This is a genomic window from Actinoplanes sp. NBRC 103695, assembly GCF_030269485.1.
GTDB lineage: Bacteria > Actinomycetota > Actinomycetes > Mycobacteriales > Micromonosporaceae > Actinoplanes.
The window spans coordinates 459,563-481,151 of sequence record NZ_BSTL01000003.1; the positions used below are offsets into that span (position 1 = coordinate 459,563).

Here is a 21,589-nt window from a genome sequence, read left to right on the forward strand (position 1 = left end):
CCTCGCCGTTGCCCACTTCGGTTGGCGGAGACGCTAAAGGCGACCACGGTCTCCGTCTATGACTCGTGAACTAACGAACTGTGTGCAACCATCCGGAAGCGGGACCCGTCAACGAGCGGAACTCTGCGTATGTCCACCTCGGACGCCGCCAAGGCCGTACCGGCGGCGGTGAAGGCGGTAAGGCCATCGCGGTCGACACCTGCGGGCTGCTGCTCGCGGTCCTGTCAATGCGGCGCGGCTCAGCGTCTTGATCAACCTTGACATACTCGCCCGCATGGCAACTATGGATCCCTTTCGGGACGAGGCCCGCAACCGCGGCATCCCCGAGGCCGAGGTCGAGCGGTGGCTCGAGACGGTCCGCCCGTGCGCGGCCCTGTACTGGACCGACGACCACGCGGGCGGCCCGGTGGCCGGGTTCCTCGACGGGCAACCCGACGTGACCGTACCGGGCAAGCCGTTCCTAGCCCTGGTCAACCTCGCGGCGGTGCCGGCCGACGCCACCGACATCCCGCTCCCCCCGGACGGCACGCTGCTGTTCTTCGCCGACTTCGATGACCCGGACCCCGACGTGGACTGGCACCAGCTCGTCTACCTCCCGGCCGGCACCGCCGTCGCGATGTCCGGCGAGCCCGCAGAGCTGGGCGTGAGGGTCGAGCCCTCACTGCCCAACCGCGGCGCGGACAGCGCGGAGTTCCCGCACGGCGACGAGCTGGGCTCGGTCTGGTGGGAAACCAAAGGCCAGATGGGGAAGGGCGGTGCCGTGAAGCTCGGCGGCTACCCGTGGGTATGGAACGCAGACCCGGTGACCAGCTGGGACCACGACCCGGACGACGACTGGGTGCTGCTCGCAACGATCACCAGCGGCGAACAGTTCGGCTCCGACCTGGGCATGGCGCACTGGGTCATCCGGCGGGCAGACCTGGCGGCGCGCCGCTTCGACCGCGCCGAGGCGTACTACGACTCGTTCGACTAGGTTCTGTCCCTTACCGCCTGGGCCGGCTCAGCCTGCCGGTGACATGATCACCATCCCGACGCACATCTCGTCGCTGGTGCCGTCGCCCCAGACCACGTAGCGCGGCGGCAGGGTGCGTAGCTGCGGCACCAGTTTGCGCAGTCCGGCGTCGTGGGTGCAGGTCACCCGCAACGTGTCGCCGGTCTTGACCGGGACCGGCTTGGCCAGCTGGAGAACCGCCTGGTCGTCGAAGTTGTAGACGGGTACGTCGAGCAGGGTTTTGGCAGCCGGCGTACCCGGATTCAGCTCGACCTTGATCGATCGCCCCAGCATGTGCATGTGCCCGGTGAGGGCGTAGATCGCGCCGGCCTTGCGGACCGGTTGGTCGCACTGCTGGGTGTTGCCGGGTACCGGTACGCCGTTGGTGCACTCTTCAACAAGTTGGTCCTCCCTGGCGCCCACGTCTTCGCCGAAGCGCTGGGTGACGTCGGCGATCGACGCCTTCCGGTCGCACAGCGGACCGGTTTCACCGGCCGCACACGGCAGTTCGATCGGTGCGTTCGCCACCTCGATCTCCAGCGGTTTGAGCTTCTTGGTGCCGTCGGCCAGCCGCAACTGGATGGCGGACTGGTCCGCGGCGCCCTTACCGCCGGTGGCCAGCAGGTTGTAGTGCACCTGCATGACGATCAGGCTGCCCGCCGGCATCTCGATGCCGGTCCCCGGCGCCCACACGTTCTCACCCATGCCTGGCGTCCAGTGAGCCACCCAGCCGGCATCGCGGCCGATGGCCTCGTCACCGAAGCAGGTCCAGCCCTCGCCCTGGCTGGCGGCGTCGGCGCTACGGGCCTTCGCCACGCCGGCCGGGTCGATCCGGTAGAACATCGCGTGGTGGACGACGTCGCTGTTCTGCGGCATGAACTGGCTACCGGTCAGGTACGCCGGGCCGGTCAGCTTCGGGTCGACCAGAAAACAGCGGTACTCGTCGGTGCCGCCGTTCGGTGCGGCCGGCGTGTACGGCTGTGACATGGTCAGCGTTTCGAACCGTTCCCCAGCCTTCAGCGGGGCAGCGGCCGGGATGGCGGCCGGACTGTGGCCCGCATGCTCGGATGCCGCGGGACTGCCCTCTCCCGCCGACGCCGGGGTGTCGGCGGAGTTGCTACCGCACGCCGTCAAGACCAGCACCGCTGTCATCCCGGCCACGAGCCCGCCGACTGCCCTCCTCGCACCGATCACCACTGCTCCCTTTTGATGTTCGTATATCTCGGTCATGTGGACCACAATCGACCAAAAGGGCGCTGATCACGTCCTACAGATGTGGGCATTCCCGACTACCACCGCCGTAGTAGTGCGGCGTGGGGCCCCGTGCCGGATGAATCCTTCGGACCGGCGGAACGTCGGTTGATCCACATACCCGAAGAGGCACGGCCCGATGCCCGAGGGAGCACCCGCTCGGCTCTGTCCTCGGCCATGCTTTCGGCGAACGATAGGGCGATGGCCGAGTTGCGCAGACAGGCCGACGCTGACGGCTACGACGGCGTCCATGTCCGCCCGGCCCGTAGGCCCGGCGCAGTGGCCGAACACGCCGGCGCGGGCCGGCCTTCCGTACGTAACCTTCTCTTCCTGCAACGCGCCGCCGGCAACACGGCCGCACAGCGCGCCGTCCAAGGCGTACGGTCACCAGCGGTCAAACCCACGCCGGTGCAGCGGATCGATCCGCCGGCCGGGCCGGCCGCGGCCATCATCCATGACCATCATCAGCTGCCCGACGACGGTCCGTTGCTGCGGCGTGAGATCCAGAAGGTGATCGGGGAGCGAGGATGGGGCGCGACCCGGGTCTGGGCGTCCGCGTTCTACGCCGCCGAACCGACCACGTACCTCCGATATCATCCGGACGAGAAGCACGTCGCTGAAGTGCGCCGGAAACTCAAGCAGGAATTGACCGCCATGGAGGGATCGGTCAAGCAACTGACCGGAACACCCACCGCCGATCTCGGCGACGTCGTCATCGGCCAGGGTGACTTCGACCGGCACCTCGAACGCAACGCCGGCCACCTTCTCGACAACAGCGAGGTTCAGCTCCGCAAGGAAGCGTCCCGGTACGGCCTGAAGGAATCGGGCTGGGTGTTCAAGGACTACTCGATGACCACCGGGCCGGAGCAACAGAAGCTCCAGGCCGAAGCCGGCCGGCTGGCCGGAGTCCGCTCGGGTTGCGACGTCCGGCGCTTCACCTTCCTCCGGCTCCAGAAACAGGCCGACCAGACCGGCCGCGAGTTCGAGCAGGCGGCCAAGGCGATCATCGAGGTGTCGGCCGAGGACGCCGCCCGGCGCGAATGGATCGCCGACGAGGACGCCTACCACGCCGCCTGTCAGAAGGCCCAGGCCGAATTCCCCGTGCTCGCCGCGTACACCACCGGCGAGAACGCCGCCGAGCAACTCCGCGCCATCGGATCCGAATCGGCGACCACGCTGGCCGAGCGGCTGTACAAGACGATCGACGAACGCATCAAGAACGTGGCCAGCGTGCGGGAGCAGATGGCCGGCCACGAGCTGTGGCTGTGGAAACAGCCGCAACTGGTGGCCCTGACGAAGGCCGCCGGAACGTTCGAGCCGTGGGAGATCCGGGTCATCGACGAAGCCGTCACCAGGATCAAACACGATGAGGCGGAGCGCCAGAAGACGTGGACCGCGTTCGCCATCGGGCTCGGTCTGCTCGCCGCGATCCCGACCGGCGGTACCTCCGCGCTGGCCACCGTCGCCGCCGCCGGGGCGACGTTGAGCGCGGTCTACAGCCTCGACACGCTCTACGAACACTACAAGGACTACACCCTCGCCTCGGCCGCCGCCGGGATGAGCCTGGACCAGGCCAAGGCGATCTCGGCCGACGACCCGTCGATGATGTGGCTGGCCTACGACCTGCTCGACCTCGGCCTCAACGTGGCCGGCGCCGTCGGCGCGTTCAAGACCCTGAAGACCGCTCTGGCGGCCGCGGAGGCGGGCGGCCCGGCATCGCTGATCAAGGTGTTCACCGCGGCGGACCAGATCGGGCTCAAGGCGGCGTCCAAGGGCCGGCTCGCCAAGGTCCTGCTCGATCCGAAGGGCGGTCCCCGCGCCGTCCAGGAGATGCTGCAGGCCATCCGGGACACGATCGCCAAAGCCGGCCCGGGCAAGGACCCCGACTTCATCAACGCCTGTAAACGAGCGGCCACCACCATCATGGATCAGGGCCGGGTCGGGTTCATCCGGGTCGGCGACGGCCGGACGCTGAACGAGATCGAGCGGGTTCTGAAGGCCGCCGGTGAAGTCGAGCCGGAGGTGTCCCGGGTCGCCCGCGTCATCCACAACGACCTCGAGACCGGCCGGACCCTCGGCGGCTACTACCGCAAGTTCGACATCGTCCTGATCAAGGAGGGCGATGAGATGGCCAACGTCCTCATCCACGAACTCGCCCACCGCAGCCAGAACCTCGAGAGGCAGATGCACACGATCGGCACCATGCGTCGCGAGTTCCAGGCCTACCACGCCGAGCGGGAATTCCTGCTCGCCCTGCCGGACGAACTCGTCCCGGTCGGTGGCGACGCCGACAAGATCCGCCACGCCACCGACGAGGGTCTCAAGGCCCACATCATGGCCGAGTACGCCGAGGAGCTGAGTGAGGAGGCGTTCCTGCGTCCCAATCTGCAGCCTCTCACCGATGTCGATCCCGAGAAGCAACTGATCGTCGACTGGTTCAAGAAACTAGCGGCCTGGAAATGACCGCTGACCTCGCCGCCCGGCTGGGAACAGCGGTCCGGCACCATCTGCTGCCCGGCACGGACGACCATGTTCAGGTCACGCCGCGGGCCGACGGGTCGATCCTGCTCCGCGCCCACGACGCCGAATGGCGCGCGGTCCACCTTCCGCTGACCGGACCGGTCGACTTCTTCCTCGTCGTACCCGAGCCCGAAGGAACCCGTCACCGTGGCGGCCACCCGGTCCTCGCCGTTGCCGCCGACGGCGCCAGCTGGGCCATCCGCCGCCCCGAACAGCTCGCCGCCCTGCTCGCGTCGGGCCGCCGGATACCGCCTGCCACCGTGGCCGCTCTCACCGCGCTGATCCTTGGTACCGGCGCCGAACGGGTCATCACCTCCGACGCTGAGCTGCCGCTAAGCCTGCGCACAACACTGCACGAGCGGGGAGGCATAGTCGTCCCGCCTGTCGCCTCCCCGGCCGGGTGGGCCTTCACCACCCTCCGCCCTGACCCCGCCGGAGGCCCAGAACAGGAGGTCCGGCAGTGGACGGTGGCGGCCGACCCCTTCGACTGGACCGCCGAAACCACCGGAACGACCTAGCCGCGGAGTGCCGCCCGAACATGGGGTGATCAGCCCCAGCGCTCGTTGTGCCGGGCCAGGTGCAGTGGCCGGCGGCTGCGCCAGCCGTGCCGCTCCAGGTCGGGGACCTCTTGCAGGCGGGTGACCGGGCCCAGGCACAGCCACGCCACCGGTCGGACGGTGGCCGGGATCCCGAGCAGGTCCTGGACGAATTCCTCGCGGTAGAACGAGACCCACCCGACGCCCAGTCCCTCAGCCGTGGCCGCCAGCCAGAGGTTCTGGATGGCCAGGCAGACCGAGTAGAGGCCGGCGTCGGCGATCGCGTGCCGGCCCAGGACGGCGGGACCGCCGCGTCGCGGGTCGTAGGTGACCACGATCGACAGTGTCGATTCCAGCACTCCGTCGATCTTGATCCGGGCGAACCGTTCGGCTGCTTCCGCGTCCAGAGTGCTGGCATACACGTCGCGTTCGCGGTGTACGTGCTCGTGGAACGCCGTGCGTAACGCGGTGTCCCGGACGATTATGAAGTCCCACGGCTGGGACAGCCCGACGCTGGGCGCGGCGTGCGCGGCGGTCAGAACCCGATCGAGGGTGGCGTCGGGCAGCGGTTCGCCGGTGAACTCGCCCCGCACGTCGCGCCGGCGGTGGATGATCTCGTACAGGTCATGGACCATGGGTGGCTCCCGCTGCGCTCAGCCCCGCTGCGCCGGGGGCTCCCGGTTTCTCGACTGTCCTGACAGGGTCGGCTCGGCTGACTCCGGTCAGGCCGCGGAGCGCAGGCGTCTGATCCACCCTTGGGCGGTGTGGCGAGGCACCTGATAGTGCTCGGCCACGCCTGCCGCCGTCCCGATCTCATCGAAGACCGCCGCGAGATCGTCGGGCGAAACCCGGTAGGCCCGCCCGCTTGTGACAGGCGCTGCGGTCGTAGCGGCGGCCCGGGTCCGTTTCGCGGTTGTCTTGCTGTTGGCCCGGGCCGTGGCGCGCGTGGCGGCCCGCTTCTTCACCGGCGCGGGCGGTGTCTTCGCCGCTGCGGCCTTCCTGGTCGCCTTCACCGGGGCCTGTTCGGCGGCCCGCGTCGTTGACGTGGCCGCGGCTCGGGCCGAGCGCCGAGGCGCAGCGGCTTCGTTCTCGGACGTGCGCGCGCGTGACCGGCGTGGCGCTGGCGTGGCCGTGGCCCGCGGTGTGGTCTTACGGGCACGGCGCTTCGGTACCTCAGCCACACCCGGCTGTTCGTCGGGCTGGTCAGCGGCGGCCGCATCGAGGGCGAGGGTGCCGCTCGAGGCGCTCAACTCGGACGCGCCGACGACCCGCTGACCGGTCGACGCGGTCACGGTGCCGGTCACCGCTTGCAGGAGCAGCTCGAAGTCGACGGTTGGGATGTGCCCACTGGACAGTCCCTGTGGGGCGTGCAGGTGCACATCGGTGATCCGGACCTGATCTCCGGTGGTGTCGACCACCAGCCGGGTCGCGGCGCCGCTGTCGTCGTTCGGGGCGATCGTGATCGTGTACGAGTCCATGAAGCTTCCTTCTCAGGGGGTCGCAGTCGTTCGCGAGGTCGTGGCCGCGATCCCCGACAGGCGAGGACACCGTCACAACACACGTGAAGATCACCAATGTAGCGCCGGTGGGTAACCACAGCGGACACCGCGGTCTTTCGCGCCCGGCCACCTTGTACGCCGATATGACCCGGCCGGGCAACTAGACTGGACCTGTGACGGATGCTGAGCTCATCGCCATCGCGCGGGCACAGGCGGCCGAGCTACGTCGCCTCTCCTTGCGTGACGCCGAGGTGGAAGTCCACGGGCCGGAGGCGGAGGTTCTGCTGAGCGATCCGCAGTACGCCCGCGGTGGCGGGCTCCTGGTGGTCATCGATACCGCCACCGGCACCGTCCTGCGGGTGATACCGCAGCTGTGAAGGGCCCCGCCCGGTCCACTGCCGGACGAAGCCGAGACCCCTCCGGCGCTGCGGCTACGGGATCCGGACGCCGCGGAGGGCGGCCACGCCCGGCCCCGCACCTCCCCACGCGACACAGCGGTTCTCGGCGTTCTCCTCGAGTCCGGCGTGACCTATCGTCGTGGGGTGTCGCTCGCCGAAGACCTGAACGACCCGGATGACATGACTCGGTTGCTGGCCGTCGGGAGAGCCGCGCGGGACGGTGGGCCCGAGGTCATCGGCAAGCTGCTCGACATGGCACTGCACGACGGTGCCGAGGTGCAGACCGCGGGTGGCGTGGCCGAGCGCTGGGATGACGTGAGCGACGCCGCGGCGGGCGCCCTGGCAGCCGTGCTCCGCCGGCATCCGCCGGCCGACCGATGGATCGGCCGGGCCGTCGCCGACCTGGCCGAGAACGACGACCGCGTCGGCCGGCTGCTGCAATTCCTCGGCCCCGGCGCCGAGCCGGTGCGCCGCGAGCTGGAGACGAGCAGCGAGGAACGGCTCCGTTTGCGGGCGCTGCGGGCGGTCCGTCCCGTCGACCGTCCCGTGGAGCTCAACCGCCGTCTTCTCGCCGATCCCTCGCCGATGGTCCGGCTCGAGGCGCTGCGCGGAAGTTCCCGGTTCGGTCCGGAGGACGCGCACCGGGCGCTGACCGACGTGAGCGTGGAGGTGCGGCTGGCCGCGGTGCGGAAGTCGCAGTGGCGGGACACGCCGGCGTTCGTCGCGGCAGCGCGCGTCGAGACGGTACGCGAGGTCCGGGAGCAGTATGTTCAGGCGCTGGTCGACCGCCCACTGACCGACGATGTGTTCCGGGCGCTCCTGGGATACCTTGCCGACGACGGCTGGGTCGGGCGCATGGCGGCCCGGCGCCTGCGCCTGATCGACAGCCCCGGGGTCGTTGCGGCGGTCGCCTCCCGGATCCTGGTGGTCGACGACGAGGCGCACCTGTCGACCTTGGCCGAGTTCCCCCACCTGCTCGAATACGCGCCCGAACTGTCGGAGCCACTCCAGTGTCTGCACCGCAGCGCGACGGACGCCGCGCTGTTCGGCATTCTGGATCGGCTGCCGCGTTGGGAGCGGTCCACGTACCCCCTGGAGGATCCGGCGGACGGCCTGGACCCGGTGCAGCAAGCGCGGCTTCTCCGCGCCGTCCTGGGCTGGGCGCACAGCGTCCTGGAATCGGACAGCGTCGTGGAGTCGGACAGTGCCGTGGAGTCGGACAGTGCCGTGGAGTCGGATGGCCTGGCGGCGTGGCTGGCGGCACCGGACGACCACACCGCTGCGGAGTGGATCACCGAGCACGACTGGTTCGGCACCGGGCCGGCCGCCGACCTGCTGCACGCGGCCATCGACGGCGACCTGCGGCGCGCGCTCGCCGTCGACCTCGGCTCGGATCTGCTGCGCCTGGCCCACCTGTTCACGGCCCGGCAGATCCGCGCCGGTCTCGACCCGCTGCCGCCGAGACCGCTGAGTCGCCTGTTGACCGAAGGCCCCGACCTGCTGCGCGTGCGCTTTGACAGGGGCCGCACCGTCGTCCTCCGGCTGCACGGATCGGCTGCAGTCGGCCCGCTCCTCAAGCCGGCGAACGCGTTGCTGCACGTGCCGTGCCCGGATTGCGGCACATCGGCGCGGGTGCAGGGTCCACCCGCGTGGACGTATCGCGACGAGGACCGGGTGCGCGAGTTCGAGGACGGTTACGCGGCGACACTGATCGGCGCCTGCCCGGCCTGCGGGGCGTCGGTGCGCACGGAGGTGCTGATGTCGGTGACGGAGGGACGATTCGACGGCCCGCGCGAGGTCAGCTGGGACGCCCGGTCATGAGGGTGGTCACGGGCATTCTGCTGCTCGCGGTGGGAGCCACGCTCATGGCCGGCGGGTTCGCATGGCCGGAGGGCCGGATCACGGCGATCGCCGTCGCGGTGCTCACGCTCGCCGCCGGCTTCGCCGTCCTGGCCGCGCGGATCACGCTGTTCGCGGCGGCCGTCTGGGGTGTCGGGTGGGTCGCGCTGGTCGGCGGCATCGCGGCCGGTGATGGGGTGGCGATGTCGGGCGGCGCGGTCGCGGTGGTGGCGGGCGCGGTCGCGTTCGCGACCGGCAACTACGTCACCTGGTTCGGGGTGGCCGCGCTGGGCGACGCCCTGGCGCTGGGCGCGATCGCCTGGTGGGCCTGGGGTACGGGCGAAACCGTCGTCACTGTGGGAGCGGCCGCCGGGGCCGTCGCGTCGGCAGCGTACGGCGCGGTGAGCTTGCGCTCATGACCCTCCTGGTCGTGTCAGCCGGCGTGGGCCTGACCGAGCAGGGCGCGAAGTCCGAGCAGGTTCTGCTCGCGCAAGGCTGAGACGAGCGCTTCGAGGAATCCGGCCGGGCGTGACGGTGTCGCGCGTGCCATCGGCGCAGCGCGGAGCCCCGGTTGACCTCGAGGGCCGGGACGGATCACGCGTCGTTGCGCGGCGCGTCGACGTGGGTGACGAGGTTGATGCCGCCGTCGACGTGGATCACCTCCCCGGTGACGAAGGGGACCTTGACGAGCGCCAGGACCATCGCTGCGACGTCGGATGGTTGCCCGAGCCGGCCCAGCGGTGTCATTGCCGCGGTGCGCGCCGCCCGCGTGGCAAGGCTGTCCGAGATCAGCCGGGTCTCGATCGGCCCCGGGGCGACAGCGTTCACCCGGACGTCTGGACCCACGGCCTTGGCCATCAGTCTCGTCAGGTGGTCGAGCGCGGCCTTGCTGACGGAGTAGGGGATCGAGCTGCCGAGGGGGCGCGAGCCGCCCACCGAGGTGATGTTGATGATCTGGCCGCCGGACTCCATGACCTTCACCGCGGCGACGGAGACCTGCCACGTCCCGACGACGTTGACGCCGAGGATCCGGTGCCAGTCGTCAGCGGTGACCGCATCCAGGTCGGCGTGGGGGACGGGTCGCGACACCCCGGCGTTGTTCACCAGCAGGTCGAGCCGGCCGTGCCGCTCCACGGCCGTCTCCACCAGGCGCACGGCGCCGGAGGGATCGGCGATGTCGGCCTGGACGTAGCTCGCCCCCGGGAGCTCGGCCGCCAGCCGTTCACCGGCGTCGACCGAGGTGGCCGAGTTCACCACGACGGTGAAGCCGTCGGCCGCGAGCGCGCGGGCGATCCCTTCTCCGATCCCGGAGCTCGAGCCCGTCACGACGGCGACACGTGGCGCGCTCACCGGGCGACTCGCTCGGCGACGGGCGTTTTCAGCGCGTTCACGATCGCCCGGCCTCCGCCGGCGAGGATCGAGGTGTCGTTGCTGACTACCACGTAGTCGTAGCCCCGGGCCAGCGCGGCCCGGCCCTGGTCGCTCGTGGCGGACGCGGTCCCGATGGGAACACCTGCCGCGGCGGCAGCCGCCAGCGCGGAGGTGACGAGCCGGTCCATGTCATCGCTCCCCGCCGCGACGCCCATCGACATGGAGAGGTCGGCCGGCCCGACGAACGCGGCACCGATGCCGTCGAGGGCCAGGATCTCCCTCGCGTTCCTGATCGCCACCTCGCTTTCGAGCTGGACGACGCACAGAGCCTGCTCGTTGCCGTACTCGAGGTAGTCCGCCCGCGGCAGCAGCCCCCAGCGGCCGGCTCGGCTGGTGCCGCCGGACCCGCGGTCGCCGCGCGGCGGGAAGCAGGTGGCCCGTACGACCGCCCGGGCCTGCTCGACCGTGTCGACGTGCGGCACGACCACACCGGCCGCGCCTGCGTCCAGGACCCGTTGGATCACGCTGAGACCGTGGTCAGGCACCCTCACGAGCGGGTGCACCCCGAGGGCGAGGGCCATCGCGATCTGGGTCGAGGCGGCGCCCAGGTCCAGTGTCGTGTGCTCGAGGTCGATGACCACGAAGTCGAAGCCCGCGTAGGCCATGATCTCGACACTCTCGGGGCTGGAGAGCTTGATCCAGGTCCCGAGCGTGCCGCCGTTGATCCCGTCGCGTACCCGTGCCATGGCTCAGACCTCGCCGGCGGTGTCGGTGGGGGTGGCGGTCCAGAAGACCAGCCACTTGCCGAGCTGTACGACGGCAGCGTGCAGTGCGATGCCGATGGCCGACAGCACGACGATCACCGCGAAGGTCCGGGCCACGTCCAAGGTGAAGTTGCTCGCCTGGATGAGGTAGCCCAGACCTTCGGAACTGCCCACGAACTCCGCGACCACGGCGCCGGTCACGGACAGGATGACGGCGACCTCCAGTCCCGCGAAGATGTGCGGAAGCGCCGACGGGATCTGCAGGTGCCGCATGACCTGCATCCGGGACGCGCCGAAGGACCGGAGCATCTCGACCTGCTCGTAGGCGGCGGACCGGAATCCCAGGATGGCGTTGATGAGGAGGGGGAAGAACGCGATCAGGGCCACGGTCAGCACCTTCGAGCTGATCCCGATGCCGAACCAGACGATCAGCAGAGGCGCCATGGCGACCTTGGGGATGGTCTGGGTCAGGATGAGCAGCGGGAAGAGCACGCGCTCCACCGCTCGGAACTGGGTGATGAGCACCGCGGCGACCAGTGCCGAGCCGACCGCGATGCCGAACCCGACCAGGATCTCCTTCAGGGTGACGACCGAGTGGGTCAGCAGGCTGCCGTCCTGGAAGCCGTCGACCAGGGAGCCGGCGACGGCCGTGGGCGCGGGGACGAGGATGTTGGAAATGTCGAACATCGTCACGACGACCTGCCAGACCACCAACAGCCCGATGAACACCAGCACGCTGTAGGTGATCTCCGGTACTCGTCGGCGCCGGCCTCGGACCAAGGTGTCGGAGTTCGCAGGCGCTTCCAGCGTCTGGGTGGACATCAGACCTCCTAGTGGGCGCTGTGCTCGGAGTCGAGCAGCTTGCGGATCTTCAGGACGATCTCGCCGAACTCGGGCGTGTTGATGTTCTCGAGCCGCCGCGGTCGAGGGAGCGCGACCTCGACGACGTCCGCCAACCGGCCGGGTCGCGGTGTCATGACCACGACGCGGTCGGCGAGGAGCACCGCCTCGGGGATGCTGTGCGTCACGAACAGCACGGTCTTGCGGTCCTGGTCCCAGATCTTCAGCAGGTCCAGTCCCATCTGGTCGCGGGTCATCGCGTCGAGGGCGCCGAACGGCTCGTCCATGAGCAGGATGCGCGGGTCGTGCATCAGGGCGCGGCCGATCCCGACCCGCTGCTGCATCCCGCCGGACAGCTCGTTGGGGTACCGGTCGCCGAACTCCTCCAGGCCGAGCATCACCAGCAGCTCGTCGGCCTTCGCGTGGGTCGCGGCGTCCCGGGCGTGGTGAAGGTCCGGCGACGTCAGCAGGTTCTTCCGCACGGTGCGCCATGGCAGCAGCAGTGGCTGCTGGAAGACCATCCCGAGCTGGTTGCGGTGGGTGTCATCGGACGGCCCGAAGGTGACCTGTCCGGAGGTCTGGCGGGACAGACCCATGATGATCCGCAGCAGCGTGCTCTTGCCGCAGCCGCTGGGGCCGACGATGGAGATGAACTCACCGGCTCGGACGCTGAGGGATACGTCGTCGAGGGCCTGGACGGTGCCGCCGGACTTCGTCGGGTAGAGCATGGACAGCGAGTCCAGGCGGATCACACAGTCGGTGTCGGTGCTGGTCGGCATGTCGGTCATTCCTCACCTGCAATCAGTCGGTCGCCTCGGGCCACGTGCCGCCCATCTCCTTGGTCAGTCGCTTGCAGGCGGACTTCAGCGCCATGGCCTCCCGGGAGTCCAGCGCCTCCGGCAGCATCCGCTCGGTGCCGACGGCCGCGATCGTGGCGCAGATCCCGGTCGCCGCGAACACCGGCGCCGCGAGGACGCAGATGCCGCGGTGGTTGACGTTGCTGCTCATGCCGGCCTGTCGGATGGCCTCGATACGACTGCGAGTCTCGGTGCGCTGGGGCTCGGGGAGGCTGCCGGTGAGCCGGTCGGCGTGGAACTGGTCGGGAAGGAAGGCCAGGAAGACCTTGGCCTGCGAGGAGTTCAGGGCGAGCTGCGAGCCCACGCGCACCGTCACCAGGGTGGCATGGTCGGCCTCCTCCACCAGCGAGACGACCGGGCCGGAGGCGCCCCACAGCGACAGCACGATGCTGACCTTGATCTCGAGCGCGAGCTCGCGCAGGTAGGCCGGCGCCATCTGCATGATGCGCTGCTGTCCCAGCATGAAGCTGCCGAGCTGCAGGATCGATCGTCCGGGACGGACGAGTGCGGAGTCCTCCACGCGCTCGAGCAGGCCGGCGCTGATCATCGAGCTGAAGTAGCGATGCACCGTGGTCCGCTTCAGACCGAGCCGGCGGGTGGCCTCCGCGACGGAGAGCTCCGGAGTCTCCGGACCGAACAGTCCGAGGATCTGCGCGGTCCGGTTCACCGCCTGGATGTCCTGCTCGCGAGCAGCCACCTGCTTGTCGACCTGGCCCTCCGCCATTGGCTCTCACCCGTCCCGTTGGTTGTCCACAAAGCGTGCATGTAGTTCGCAGTACGGACGGAGGGTAAGCACCACGTACATCTCACTGCAAGGTTTTCCTGCGGGTTTCGTGGAAGCGCCATCCGAAACACTCCCTTGACAGACCGGATAGCGAACTCTCAGTCTGTGATGCGAACAGCGTCGACGCCGGGAGAATTCATGACTGACACGCCCGCCATCATCAAGCTGCTGAACGGCTGCGTTGACCTGCACTGCCATTCCGGCCCGAACCCGTTCCCCCGGCGCATCGACCATGCCGAGGCCGGCAAGGACGGCGAGCGGCTCGGCATGCGGGGCGTGCTGGTGAAATCCCACCACCACAACACCGTGATGGACCTGCTCGCGATGAGCGACCGGCTGGCGAAGATCAGCACCCCGGTCTTCGGCGGGGTAACCCTGAACAGCATGGTCGGCGGCATCAACCCGCAAGCGGTGGCCATGTCACTGCGCATGGGGGGCAGGGCCGTGTGGTTTCCGACGTTCTCGGCCGGTCGGCACATCGACTGCCATCCGGAGGGCGTCGGTTTCCCCACGGCGAGCGTCGAGGTGCCGTCGTCCCGGGTCGACATCCACCAGGAGGACGGTGAGCTCATCCCTCAGGTCCACGAGGTGCTCGACCTGGTGAAGGAGAGCGGCGCGATGGTGACCGGCGGTCACATGGAGACCGAGTCGATCACCCAGCTGTTCGCCGCGGCCAAGGACAAGGGTGTCACCCGGATGCTGCTCAACCATCCCGACTACGTCATCGGCGCGGACGAGGCGAAGTGCCGTGAGCTCGTCGGCTACGGAGCGTTCATCGAGCACGAGACCGGCTTCTACGACCCCGAGGGGACCAAGAAGTGGGACCCGCAGATCCTTCTGGACTGGATCGAGAAGATCGGCCCGGAGCACACCGTGATCGCCTCCGACCTCGGTCAGAAGGATCGGCCGCTGCCGGTGGACTCCTACATCCGCGTCGCGACCGCGCTGTTGGACCTCGGCCTGGACGAGAGGTCGCTGCGGCAGATCTTCTGCGACAACCCGGCCTTCCTGCTCGGCCTGGACGACTGAACCTTCCATCTTGCCGCTGACCCGAAAGGACAGGCGATGACCACCCTGGCCACCCCGCCCGACGTGGAGTTCTCCGACCTCGGTGCGGGCGATCCCGACGAGACGACCCCTGGCGGATCGTCGACGTGGTACTTCCGCGGACACAACTTCGTGCTCGCCCACACGACGCTGGTCGCCGGCGATGTGCTGGAGCGGGATGATCAGCCGGACGAGTACGTCGTGATCCTCCCCTACGAGCAGTGCAGCGTCGAGGTCCGTGCGTCGGGGGAGGTCGCGCCGGTTTCGGGCAAGGCGGTGGTGATGGTCCCGCCGGGCAGCAGTGCGATCGTCGGCGCCGGCGACTGCACCGTCGTGCGGCTGTTCAGCTCCCGGTCCACCGACCTGCTGGACAAGGCGCGCAACCGGGATTCGTACGCGGAGCCGCACCCGAATGTCAGGCCGTTCGAGCCGTGGCCGGACCCGCCGGAGGGTTACCGCATCCGGCCCTACCGGCTGGCCGACCTGGAGGTGACGCAGGACGCCGTCCGGCCGGGCCAGATCGTGCGGTGCAGCACCTTCATGGTCAACTTCCTGGCGCCCCGGATCGGTCCGCGTGATCCCGACAGCCTCTCGCCGCACGACCACGACGACTTCGAGCAGTGCTCGCTAGCCGTGGAGGGGGAGTACGTCCACCACCTGCGTACCCCTTGGTCGAAGCGTCGCAGCGAGTGGCGCGAGGACCGGCATCTGCGGTGCGGCAGTCCTTCCGTGGCCGTGATCCCTCCGCCCATGATCCACACCAGCGAGGCCGTGGGCTCGGGGACCAACCAACTGATCGACATCTTCTGTCCGCCGCGTCTGGACTTCTCCCGAACGCCGGGCCGAGTGCTCAACGAAGACACCTACCCGCTCCCGTTATAGGAGGGTTCCATTGTGAAGACAAGAGGAGTTGCAGCCGCCGTCCTGTGTGTGGCCGTAATGCTGAGCGCGTGCGGTTCCGGCAGCGGATCCGGCGACTCGGCCGAGTCCGGCGGGCTGACATCGGTGAAGTTCGCGATGGCGTCCCCCAGCTGGAACGCCGGCTTCGCGGTCATGGCCGTCGTGGAGGCCGAGGGCTTCTACGAGGAGGAGGGTCTGAAGGTCACGACCAACCTGTTCCCGTCGGCCACCCAGGCAGCGCAGCAGGTCGCCGGCGGCGGGGCCGACCTCGGCCTCATGACGGTCGAGCCCGTGGCCATCGGGCATGACAAGGACCTGAACCTGGCCTACTTCAGCTCCTACTGGCCGAAGTGGATCTACAGCCTGCAGGTGCCGGACGGTTCGGCCGTGAAGAGCATCGCCGATCTGAAGGGCAAGAAGATCGGCGTCACCGCGGTCGCGAGCTCCGGCGCGACGTTCGCCCGGACCGCGATGAAGCTCAACGGGATGAGCGAGAACGATGCCACCCTGGTGCCGATCGGTGCCGGCGCTCAGCAGATCAACGCCATCAAGAGCGGCCAGGTCGATGCGCTGGCGCTCTGGGACATCCAGTATCAGGCCGTCAAGAACGCCGGCGTCACCCTGACGCCGCTTCCGGTCAAGGAGACGGCGGACGCGTGGGGCGGCGGCTTCGCGACGACCCGGAAGAACCTCGACGCCAAGAAGGACGTCCTGGAACGATTCGGTCGTGCGGTGGCGAAGGCGTTCGTCTTCGCCAAGGCCAACCCCGAGGCCGCGATCCGCGACCTGTGGAAGCTCCACCCGGAGACCCGCGGGTCCGACCCGGAGGAGAAGGCGCTGGCCGACGGGATCAAGGTCCTCCAGGTCCGCCTGGACGGGCAGGGCTTCGACGACAAGGCTCTGGGCCGGATCGACGAGGCCGCGTTCACCCGTTCGCTCGACTTCATGGCCTCGGCCGGACTGATCAAGAAGTTCCCGCCGAAGGATGTCTACACCGACCAGATGTTCGAGGCGGTCAACAACTTCTCCTACGACGACGTCACCAAGCGAGCAGAGAGCGCCCGCTGAATGCGGCTCGGGGTCGCGCTCGACCTGAGCTCCCAGGAGCCGGTACGCCCACAGGTGGATCGCACGGTCACGATGCTCGCCCGCGCGGAGCGGCACGGTTTCGACTCCGCGTGGGTGGGGGAGAGCTATCACGCGGCCTCTCAGCCGTTCCACCTCCCGTCCGCCCTGGTGATCCTGGGACATCTGGCCGGACGGACGTCCCTGGCGCTGGGATCGGCGGTGCTGCTCCTGCGCGCGTACAGTCCGCGGAAGCTGGCCTACGAGGCCGCGCTGCTCGACCAGCTGTGCGGCGGGAAGCTCACCCTCGGCCTCGGGCTCGGCAGCCCGGAGGTCGCCCAACGTGTCGGGCTGCCCGCGTCAGGTCCGGCCGGCGCGGCCTTCGACGCCACGCTGAAGCTGCTGCGCGCCGCCTGGTCCGCCGAGGTGGCGATCCCACCACCGCTGCAGCGCGGCGGGCCGCAGATCTTGGTGGGTGGCAAGGTGCCGGCCTCGGCCCGTCGGGCCGCGACGCTCGCCGACGGATTCTACGGCGCGACCAACTACTGCGACGACCTGTTGTTCAAGCAGTCGACTGCCTACTGGTCGTGTCGCGGCGGGAGCGGGGGAGTGGTCGCCACCACCAGGTTCTGCGTCGTCCACGAGGATGCCGCCACTGCCCGCGAGCTCGCCGCGCGCCACCTGAAGGCCGCGACCGACTACTACACCGCGCGGGGCTCATGGCTGGGTGCGGGCGGCCCGGCTGAGCTCGAGCTCCCGATGGTGGGCACGCCCGACGAGATCGACACCACGATCGACCGGTACGCCAGGGCGGGGGTCACGTCCGTCCAGCTTCGGGTCGCCCCGTTCGGCACGCCGCCGGAGGTCGCGCGCCACACGCTCGACCTCGTCGGGCGGCACGTCCTTCCGAACTGGCACGGCACGACGACTTCCGACGCAACTTCTCCTACGACGACAGCGGAGACGACCCGATGAGCAGTTCATTCGTGTACGCGGCGGTCCGGACCCCGTTCGGCCGGTTCAACGGAGCCCTGGCCGACACGAGGACCGACGATCTGGCCGCGACCGCGCTGAAGGGACTTCTCGACCGCTCGCCGGGCCTGGACCCCGGCCGGGTCGACGACGTGTTCTGGGGCAACGCCAACGGCGCCGGCGAGGACAATCGCAACGTCGGCCGGATGGCCGTGCTGCTGGCGGGCATGCCCGTCTCGGTGACCGCCACCACGGTGAACCGGCTCTGCGGCTCGTCGCTGGACGCCGCCATGATGGCCTCACGCATGATCGAGGTCGACGACGCGGAGATCGCGATCGCCGGAGGCGTGGAGTCGATGACGCGGGCGCCGTGGGTCCTGCCGAAGCCGTCGCGCCGGTTCCCGGCAGGGGACGTCACCGCCGTCTCCACGACGCTGGGCTGGCGTCTGGTGAACGAGCGGATGCCCGCCGAGTGGACGGCCTCGCTGGGCGAGTGCAACGAGCAGCTGCGGGAGAAGTTCTCGATCTCGCGCGAGCGGCAGGACGAGTTCGGCGCTCGCTCACACCGCCTCGCGGCGGAGGCGTGGGAGAAGGGCTTCTACGACGACCTCGTGGTGCCCGTCCCCGGCACCGACCTGGCCCAGGACGAGAGCATCCGAGCCGACACCTCGCTCGTGGCGCTGGCTGGGCTGAAGCCGGCGTTCCGGCCCGACGGGACGATCACCGCCGGCAACTGCTCACCGTTGAACGACGGCGCGAGCGCGGTCTTGCTGGGCTCGGCGAGGGCGGCCGCGACCATCGGTCGAGACCCGGTCGCGCGGATCGCCGGTCGCGGCTGGGCGGCGCTGGAGCCGCAGCAGTTCGGCTACGCCCCGGTCGAGGCCGCCAACGACGCGCTCGAGCGGGCGGGCATCACCTGGCCCGACGTCGGCGCCGTCGAGCTGAACGAGGCGTTCGCCGTTCAGTCGATCGCCTGTGTCGACGCCTGGCTCGAGCTCGGGCTGCGGCACGCCGAACTCGTCAACGCCAAGGGCGGGGCGATCGCCATCGGGCACCCCCTGGGCGCCTCGGGCGGGCGCATTCTCGGGACCCTCGCGGCGCGGCTCGTGGAGTCCGGTGAACGATGGGGCGTGGCAGCCATCTGCATCGGTGTCGGTCAAGGCCTGGCAGTCGTGCTCGAGAACGTCGCATGACGCTGCTCTGCACCTCTGCCGACGAAGCGGTCAGCGGCATCGCCGACGGCTCGACGGTGCTGGTCGGCGGCTTCGGCACGGCCGGCATGCCGTTCGACCTGATCGACGCGTTGATCCGGCAGGGAGCGCGAAACCTCACCGTCGTGTCGAACAACGCGGGCAACGCGGACACCGGGCTCGCGGCGCTGCTCGCCGCCGGGCAGGTGAGCAAGATCGTGTGCTCGTTCCCCCGGCAGACGGACTCCTGGGTCTTCGACGAGCTGTACCGCGGCGGGAAGATCGAGCTCGAGGTCGCGCCGCAGGGGAACCTGGCCGAGCGCATGCGCGCCGCCGGAGCCGGGATCGGCGGGTTCTACACCCGCACCGGAGTCGGGACCCTCCTTGCGGAGGGAAAGGAGACCCGCGAGATCGACGGCCGGACGTACGTCCTCGAGCTGCCCATCGCCGCCGACGTCGCGCTCATCAGCGCCCACACCGCGGACACCCTCGGGAACCTCGTCTACCGCAAGACGGCACGCAACTTCGCTCCCGTCATGGCGACGGCCGCGGCGACCACCGTCGTGCAGGTGCGGCACGTCGTCGAGCCGGGAGCGCTGGATCCTGAAGCCGTGGTCACCCCAGGCATCTACGTCGACCGGATCGTGCGGGTGCCGTCATGAGCGTGGTGTCTCCGAGCATCGTCGAGCACACCGACCGCGGCCCGCTCGGACGGGACGAGATGGCCCGGGTGCTCGCGGGCGACATTCCCCCAGGGGCGTACGTCAACCTGGGCATAGGTCAGCCCACGACCGTCGCCGACCACCTCCCCCCGGAGTCCGGGGTCATCCTCCACACCGAGAACGGCATGCTCGGCATGGGGCCGGCGGCGACGGGCGGCGCGATCGATCCCGACCTGATCAATGCCGGCAAGTTCCCGGTGACCGAGCTGCCCGGCGCTTCCTACTTCCACCACGCCGACTCGTTCGCCATGATGCGAGGCGGCCACCTCGACCTGTGCGTGCTCGGCGCGTACCAGGTCTCGGCATCGGGGGATCTCGCCAACTGGCACACCGGCGAGCCCGATGCGATCCCGGCGGTCGGCGGGGCGATGGACCTCGCCGTGGGCGCCAAGCAGGTCTTCGTGATGATGTCGCTGTTCACCAGGACCGGCGAGCCGAAGCTCGTCAAGGAATGCACCTATCCGCTCACCGCTCTGCGGTGCGTGGACCGGATCTATACCGACGTCGCCACGTTCGAGATCACCGGGAATCAGGTCGTCGTCCGGGAGACGTGGGGGATCTCGTTCTCCGAGCTCTGCTCGCGCGTCGACGTCCCGCTGGAGGTTGGGGAGCGCCATGTCCACTGAGAGCCAGTTCTACATCGGAGGTGCGTGGGTCGATCCGGCCGCGCCCCGGACCTTGGGCGTCCTCGACCCCGCGACCGAGGAGACGTTCGCGACGATCAGCCTCGGGACGGCCGAGGACGTCGACCGCGCGGTGACGGCGGCGCGCGCGGCCTTCGTCGCGTACTCGCAGGTCAGCGTCGAGCAACGGCTGGAGTACCTCGGGCGGATCATCTCCGGCTTCCGGGCTCGGCTGCCCGAGATCGCCCGGACGATGACGCGCGAGATGGGGTCGCCGATCACGTTCTCGACGGAACGCCAGGCCACGGTGGCGCTGTTCCACTTCGAGGAGGCGGCCCGCGTGCTCGCGGACTACTGCTTCGAGGAGGAGATGGGAGCCGGGATCGTGCGGCGTGAGCCGATCGGCGTCTGCGGTCTCATCACGCCGTGGAACTGGCCGCTGAACCAGGTCGCGTCCAAGGTGGCCCCGGCACTTGCCACGGGATGCACCGTGGTGCTCAAGCCGAGCGAGATCGCGCCGCTCAGCGCCATGGTGCTCGCCGAGGTCATCCACGACGCCGGGCTGCCGCCCGGCGTGTTCAACCTCGTCAACGGTGACGGTCCCACGGTCGGTGAGGCCATCGCGGCGCACCCCGGCATCGACATGGTCTCGCTCACCGGCTCGACCGGTGCCGGCATCAGGGTCGCCAAGCTCGCGGCCGACACGGTGAAGCGCGTCGCGCTCGAGCTCGGTGGCAAGTCGGCCAACATCATCCTGCCCGACGCGGACCTGGAGTCCGCGGTCGTCGCCGGGGTGCACTCGTGCTTCACCAACGGCGGCCAGAACTGTCAGTCGCCCACCCGGATGCTCGTGCACCGCTCGCAGCGCGACGAGGCGTACGCCGCAGCGCGACGGGCGGTCGAGCAGGTCCGTCTCGGGGAACCGCTCGATCCGGCGACCACGATGGGGCCCGTGGTGAGCCAGGCTCAGCTGGAGAAGATCACCGCGCTCGTGCAGTCGGGGATCGACGAGGGTGCGACGCTCGTGGCCGGCGGCCCGGGGCGCCCCGACGGGCTCGACGAGGGGTTCTACGTCCGCCCGACCGTGTTCGGCGACGTCACGCCGCAGATGCGGATCGCGCGCGAGGAGATCTTCGGCCCGGTGCTCTCGATCCTGCTCTACGAGACCGAGGACGAGGCCGTCGAGATCGCGAACGACACGCCGTTCGGGCTGGCCGGCTTCGTACAGTCGAAGGACCCCGACCGCGCCCGCAGGGTCGCCAACCGCATCCGCGCGGGCCGCGTCTACCTCAACGGCGCTCCGTTCGACCGCAGCCTGCCGTTCGGCGGCTACAAGCAGTCCGGGAACGGACGAGAGTTCGGGCGGTTCGGCTTCGAGGAGTACCTCGAGGTGAAGGCCGTCCTCGGCTATCCGCGGTGA

At 69.6% G+C, this 21,589-nt stretch carries 22 protein-coding genes; 14 read left to right on the plus strand and 8 right to left on the minus strand.

Annotated features, from left to right (window positions below; translation table 11 throughout):
- Positions 1–274 precede the first annotated feature (274 nt).
- Positions 275–973: a DUF1963 domain-containing protein gene (locus QSK31_RS06715; protein WP_285681979.1), complete on the plus strand. Its 699-nt coding sequence runs from the start codon at positions 275–277 to the stop codon at positions 971–973.
- Between the two features lie 27 nt (positions 974–1,000).
- On the opposite strand, the gene QSK31_RS06720 is transcribed toward QSK31_RS06715, so the two are convergent.
- Complete coding sequence (locus QSK31_RS06720; protein WP_285681980.1) at positions 1,001–2,221, minus strand: monooxygenase; 1,221 nt, start codon at positions 2,219–2,221, stop codon at positions 1,001–1,003.
- Positions 2,222–2,443: 222 nt separating this feature from the next.
- On the opposite strand from QSK31_RS06720, the gene QSK31_RS06725 reads away from it, so the two are divergent.
- Together QSK31_RS06725 and QSK31_RS06730 are read left to right on the plus strand one after the other, a co-directional pair.
- Positions 2,444–4,705, plus strand: coding sequence for a hypothetical protein (locus tag QSK31_RS06725; RefSeq protein ID WP_285681981.1), 2,262 nt, complete (start codon positions 2,444–2,446; stop codon positions 4,703–4,705).
- On the plus strand, positions 4,702–5,280 hold the full coding sequence (locus tag QSK31_RS06730) for a hypothetical protein (RefSeq protein WP_285681982.1): 579 nt from the start codon (positions 4,702–4,704) through the stop codon (positions 5,278–5,280). Before QSK31_RS06725 ends, QSK31_RS06730 begins: the two co-directional genes overlap by 4 nt.
- A gap of 29 nt (positions 5,281–5,309) precedes the next feature.
- Here QSK31_RS06730 and bluB read toward each other — a convergent pair whose 3' ends face one another.
- Both bluB and QSK31_RS06740 read right to left on the minus strand, forming a co-directional pair.
- Positions 5,310–5,933 carry a 5,6-dimethylbenzimidazole synthase gene (gene bluB / locus QSK31_RS06735; protein WP_285681984.1) on the minus strand — a complete coding sequence of 208 codons (624 nt, stop codon included), beginning with the start codon at positions 5,931–5,933 and terminating at the stop codon, positions 5,310–5,312.
- Between the two features lie 87 nt (positions 5,934–6,020).
- The gene (locus tag QSK31_RS06740) at positions 6,021–6,776 is read right to left on the minus strand and encodes a hypothetical protein (protein WP_285681986.1); all 756 of its coding nucleotides are present in this window, start codon (positions 6,774–6,776) and stop codon (positions 6,021–6,023) included.
- A gap of 194 nt (positions 6,777–6,970) precedes the next feature.
- Here QSK31_RS06740 and QSK31_RS06745 point away from each other — a divergent pair, with 194 nt between their 5' ends.
- The 3 genes from QSK31_RS06745 to QSK31_RS06755 all read left to right on the plus strand — a co-directional run bounded on the left by QSK31_RS06745 (position 6,971) and on the right by QSK31_RS06755 (position 9,453).
- Positions 6,971–7,174 (plus strand): hypothetical protein, encoded by a 204-nt coding sequence (locus QSK31_RS06745; protein ID WP_285681987.1) that lies wholly within the window; start codon positions 6,971–6,973, stop codon positions 7,172–7,174.
- A gap of 165 nt (positions 7,175–7,339) precedes the next feature.
- Positions 7,340–9,016 carry a HEAT repeat domain-containing protein gene (locus tag QSK31_RS06750; protein WP_285681989.1) on the plus strand — a complete coding sequence of 559 codons (1,677 nt, stop codon included), beginning with the start codon at positions 7,340–7,342 and terminating at the stop codon, positions 9,014–9,016.
- The gene (locus QSK31_RS06755) at positions 9,013–9,453 is read left to right on the plus strand and encodes a hypothetical protein (protein WP_285681991.1); all 441 of its coding nucleotides are present in this window, start codon (positions 9,013–9,015) and stop codon (positions 9,451–9,453) included. The genes QSK31_RS06750 and QSK31_RS06755 overlap by 4 nt, the downstream gene beginning before the upstream one ends.
- A gap of 175 nt (positions 9,454–9,628) precedes the next feature.
- Here the strand turns inward: QSK31_RS06755 and QSK31_RS06760 are convergent, their stop codons facing one another.
- From QSK31_RS06760 to QSK31_RS06780, 5 genes are read right to left on the minus strand one after another with little or no spacing between them, the layout of a single operon-like run.
- Positions 9,629–10,384 carry an SDR family NAD(P)-dependent oxidoreductase gene (locus QSK31_RS06760; RefSeq protein ID WP_285681992.1) on the minus strand — a complete coding sequence of 252 codons (756 nt, stop codon included), beginning with the start codon at positions 10,382–10,384 and terminating at the stop codon, positions 9,629–9,631.
- Positions 10,381–11,151, minus strand: a complete 771-nt coding sequence (locus QSK31_RS06765) for an HpcH/HpaI aldolase family protein (RefSeq protein WP_285681994.1) — start codon at positions 11,149–11,151, stop codon at positions 10,381–10,383. The genes QSK31_RS06760 and QSK31_RS06765 overlap by 4 nt, the downstream gene beginning before the upstream one ends.
- A 3-nt stretch (positions 11,152–11,154) precedes the next feature.
- Positions 11,155–11,991, minus strand: coding sequence for an ABC transporter permease (locus tag QSK31_RS06770; protein WP_285681995.1), 837 nt, complete (start codon positions 11,989–11,991; stop codon positions 11,155–11,157).
- Positions 11,992–11,999: 8 nt separating this feature from the next.
- Positions 12,000–12,797: an ABC transporter ATP-binding protein gene (locus QSK31_RS06775; RefSeq protein WP_285681996.1), complete on the minus strand. Its 798-nt coding sequence runs from the start codon at positions 12,795–12,797 to the stop codon at positions 12,000–12,002.
- Between the two features lie 13 nt (positions 12,798–12,810).
- Positions 12,811–13,590 carry an IclR family transcriptional regulator gene (locus tag QSK31_RS06780; RefSeq protein ID WP_285681997.1) on the minus strand — a complete coding sequence of 260 codons (780 nt, stop codon included), beginning with the start codon at positions 13,588–13,590 and terminating at the stop codon, positions 12,811–12,813.
- Positions 13,591–13,788: 198 nt separating this feature from the next.
- Between QSK31_RS06780 and QSK31_RS06785 the strand changes: the two genes are divergently transcribed.
- The 8 genes from QSK31_RS06785 to QSK31_RS06820 are packed head-to-tail and all read left to right on the plus strand — an operon-like array spanning position 13,789 to position 21,589.
- The gene (locus QSK31_RS06785; RefSeq protein WP_285681998.1) at positions 13,789–14,679 is read left to right on the plus strand and encodes a DUF6282 family protein; all 891 of its coding nucleotides are present in this window, start codon (positions 13,789–13,791) and stop codon (positions 14,677–14,679) included.
- 36 nt (positions 14,680–14,715) lie between these two features.
- Positions 14,716–15,579, plus strand: a complete 864-nt coding sequence (locus tag QSK31_RS06790) for a cupin domain-containing protein (RefSeq protein WP_285681999.1) — start codon at positions 14,716–14,718, stop codon at positions 15,577–15,579.
- Between the two features lie 57 nt (positions 15,580–15,636).
- A complete protein-coding gene (locus tag QSK31_RS06795) occupies positions 15,637–16,665 on the plus strand; it encodes an ABC transporter substrate-binding protein (RefSeq protein ID WP_285682054.1) in 1,029 nt (342 codons plus the stop codon).
- Positions 16,666–17,637, plus strand: coding sequence for an LLM class flavin-dependent oxidoreductase (locus QSK31_RS06800; RefSeq protein WP_285682000.1), 972 nt, complete (start codon positions 16,666–16,668; stop codon positions 17,635–17,637).
- Positions 17,634–18,827 (plus strand): thiolase family protein, encoded by a 1,194-nt coding sequence (locus QSK31_RS06805; RefSeq protein ID WP_285682001.1) that lies wholly within the window; start codon positions 17,634–17,636, stop codon positions 18,825–18,827. Before QSK31_RS06800 ends, QSK31_RS06805 begins: the two co-directional genes overlap by 4 nt.
- Positions 18,824–19,486, plus strand: a complete 663-nt coding sequence (locus QSK31_RS06810; protein WP_285682003.1) for a 3-oxoacid CoA-transferase subunit A — start codon at positions 18,824–18,826, stop codon at positions 19,484–19,486. Before QSK31_RS06805 ends, QSK31_RS06810 begins: the two co-directional genes overlap by 4 nt.
- Positions 19,483–20,172 carry a 3-oxoacid CoA-transferase subunit B gene (locus QSK31_RS06815; RefSeq protein WP_285682005.1) on the plus strand — a complete coding sequence of 230 codons (690 nt, stop codon included), beginning with the start codon at positions 19,483–19,485 and terminating at the stop codon, positions 20,170–20,172. The genes QSK31_RS06810 and QSK31_RS06815 overlap by 4 nt, the downstream gene beginning before the upstream one ends.
- A complete protein-coding gene (locus QSK31_RS06820; RefSeq protein WP_285682006.1) occupies positions 20,162–21,589 on the plus strand; it encodes an aldehyde dehydrogenase family protein in 1,428 nt (475 codons plus the stop codon). The genes QSK31_RS06815 and QSK31_RS06820 overlap by 11 nt, the downstream gene beginning before the upstream one ends.

Excerpts from the sequence above, each read along its gene's own strand:
- QSK31_RS06800 (WP_285682000.1), top strand. The coding sequence starts at position 16,666 with ATGCGGCTCGGGGTCGCGCTCGACCTGAGCTCCCAGGAGCCGGTACGC.
- QSK31_RS06820 (WP_285682006.1), top strand. The coding sequence starts at position 20,162 with ATGTCCACTGAGAGCCAGTTCTACATCGGAGGTGCGTGGGTCGATCCG.
- QSK31_RS06785 (WP_285681998.1), top strand. The coding sequence starts at position 13,789 with ATGACTGACACGCCCGCCATCATCAAGCTGCTGAACGGCTGCGTTGAC.
- QSK31_RS06715 (WP_285681979.1), top strand. The coding sequence starts at position 275 with ATGGCAACTATGGATCCCTTTCGGGACGAGGCCCGCAACCGCGGCATC.
- QSK31_RS06815 (WP_285682005.1), top strand. The coding sequence starts at position 19,483 with ATGAGCGTGGTGTCTCCGAGCATCGTCGAGCACACCGACCGCGGCCCG.
- QSK31_RS06730 (WP_285681982.1), top strand. The coding sequence starts at position 4,702 with ATGACCGCTGACCTCGCCGCCCGGCTGGGAACAGCGGTCCGGCACCAT.
- QSK31_RS06720 (WP_285681980.1), bottom strand. The coding sequence starts at position 2,221 with ATGACCGAGATATACGAACATCAAAAGGGAGCAGTGGTGATCGGTGCG.
- QSK31_RS06795 (WP_285682054.1), top strand. The coding sequence starts at position 15,637 with ATGCTGAGCGCGTGCGGTTCCGGCAGCGGATCCGGCGACTCGGCCGAG.
- QSK31_RS06810 (WP_285682003.1), top strand. The coding sequence starts at position 18,824 with ATGACGCTGCTCTGCACCTCTGCCGACGAAGCGGTCAGCGGCATCGCC.
- QSK31_RS06770 (WP_285681995.1), bottom strand. The coding sequence starts at position 11,991 with ATGTCCACCCAGACGCTGGAAGCGCCTGCGAACTCCGACACCTTGGTC.
- QSK31_RS06790 (WP_285681999.1), top strand. The coding sequence starts at position 14,716 with ATGACCACCCTGGCCACCCCGCCCGACGTGGAGTTCTCCGACCTCGGT.
- QSK31_RS06740 (WP_285681986.1), bottom strand. The coding sequence starts at position 6,776 with ATGGACTCGTACACGATCACGATCGCCCCGAACGACGACAGCGGCGCC.
- QSK31_RS06765 (WP_285681994.1), bottom strand. The coding sequence starts at position 11,151 with ATGGCACGGGTACGCGACGGGATCAACGGCGGCACGCTCGGGACCTGG.
- QSK31_RS06755 (WP_285681991.1), top strand. The coding sequence starts at position 9,013 with ATGAGGGTGGTCACGGGCATTCTGCTGCTCGCGGTGGGAGCCACGCTC.
- bluB (WP_285681984.1), bottom strand. The coding sequence starts at position 5,933 with ATGGTCCATGACCTGTACGAGATCATCCACCGCCGGCGCGACGTGCGG.
- QSK31_RS06725 (WP_285681981.1), top strand. The coding sequence starts at position 2,444 with ATGGCCGAGTTGCGCAGACAGGCCGACGCTGACGGCTACGACGGCGTC.
- QSK31_RS06780 (WP_285681997.1), bottom strand. The coding sequence starts at position 13,590 with ATGGCGGAGGGCCAGGTCGACAAGCAGGTGGCTGCTCGCGAGCAGGAC.
- QSK31_RS06775 (WP_285681996.1), bottom strand. The coding sequence starts at position 12,797 with ATGACCGACATGCCGACCAGCACCGACACCGACTGTGTGATCCGCCTG.
- QSK31_RS06805 (WP_285682001.1), top strand. The coding sequence starts at position 17,634 with ATGAGCAGTTCATTCGTGTACGCGGCGGTCCGGACCCCGTTCGGCCGG.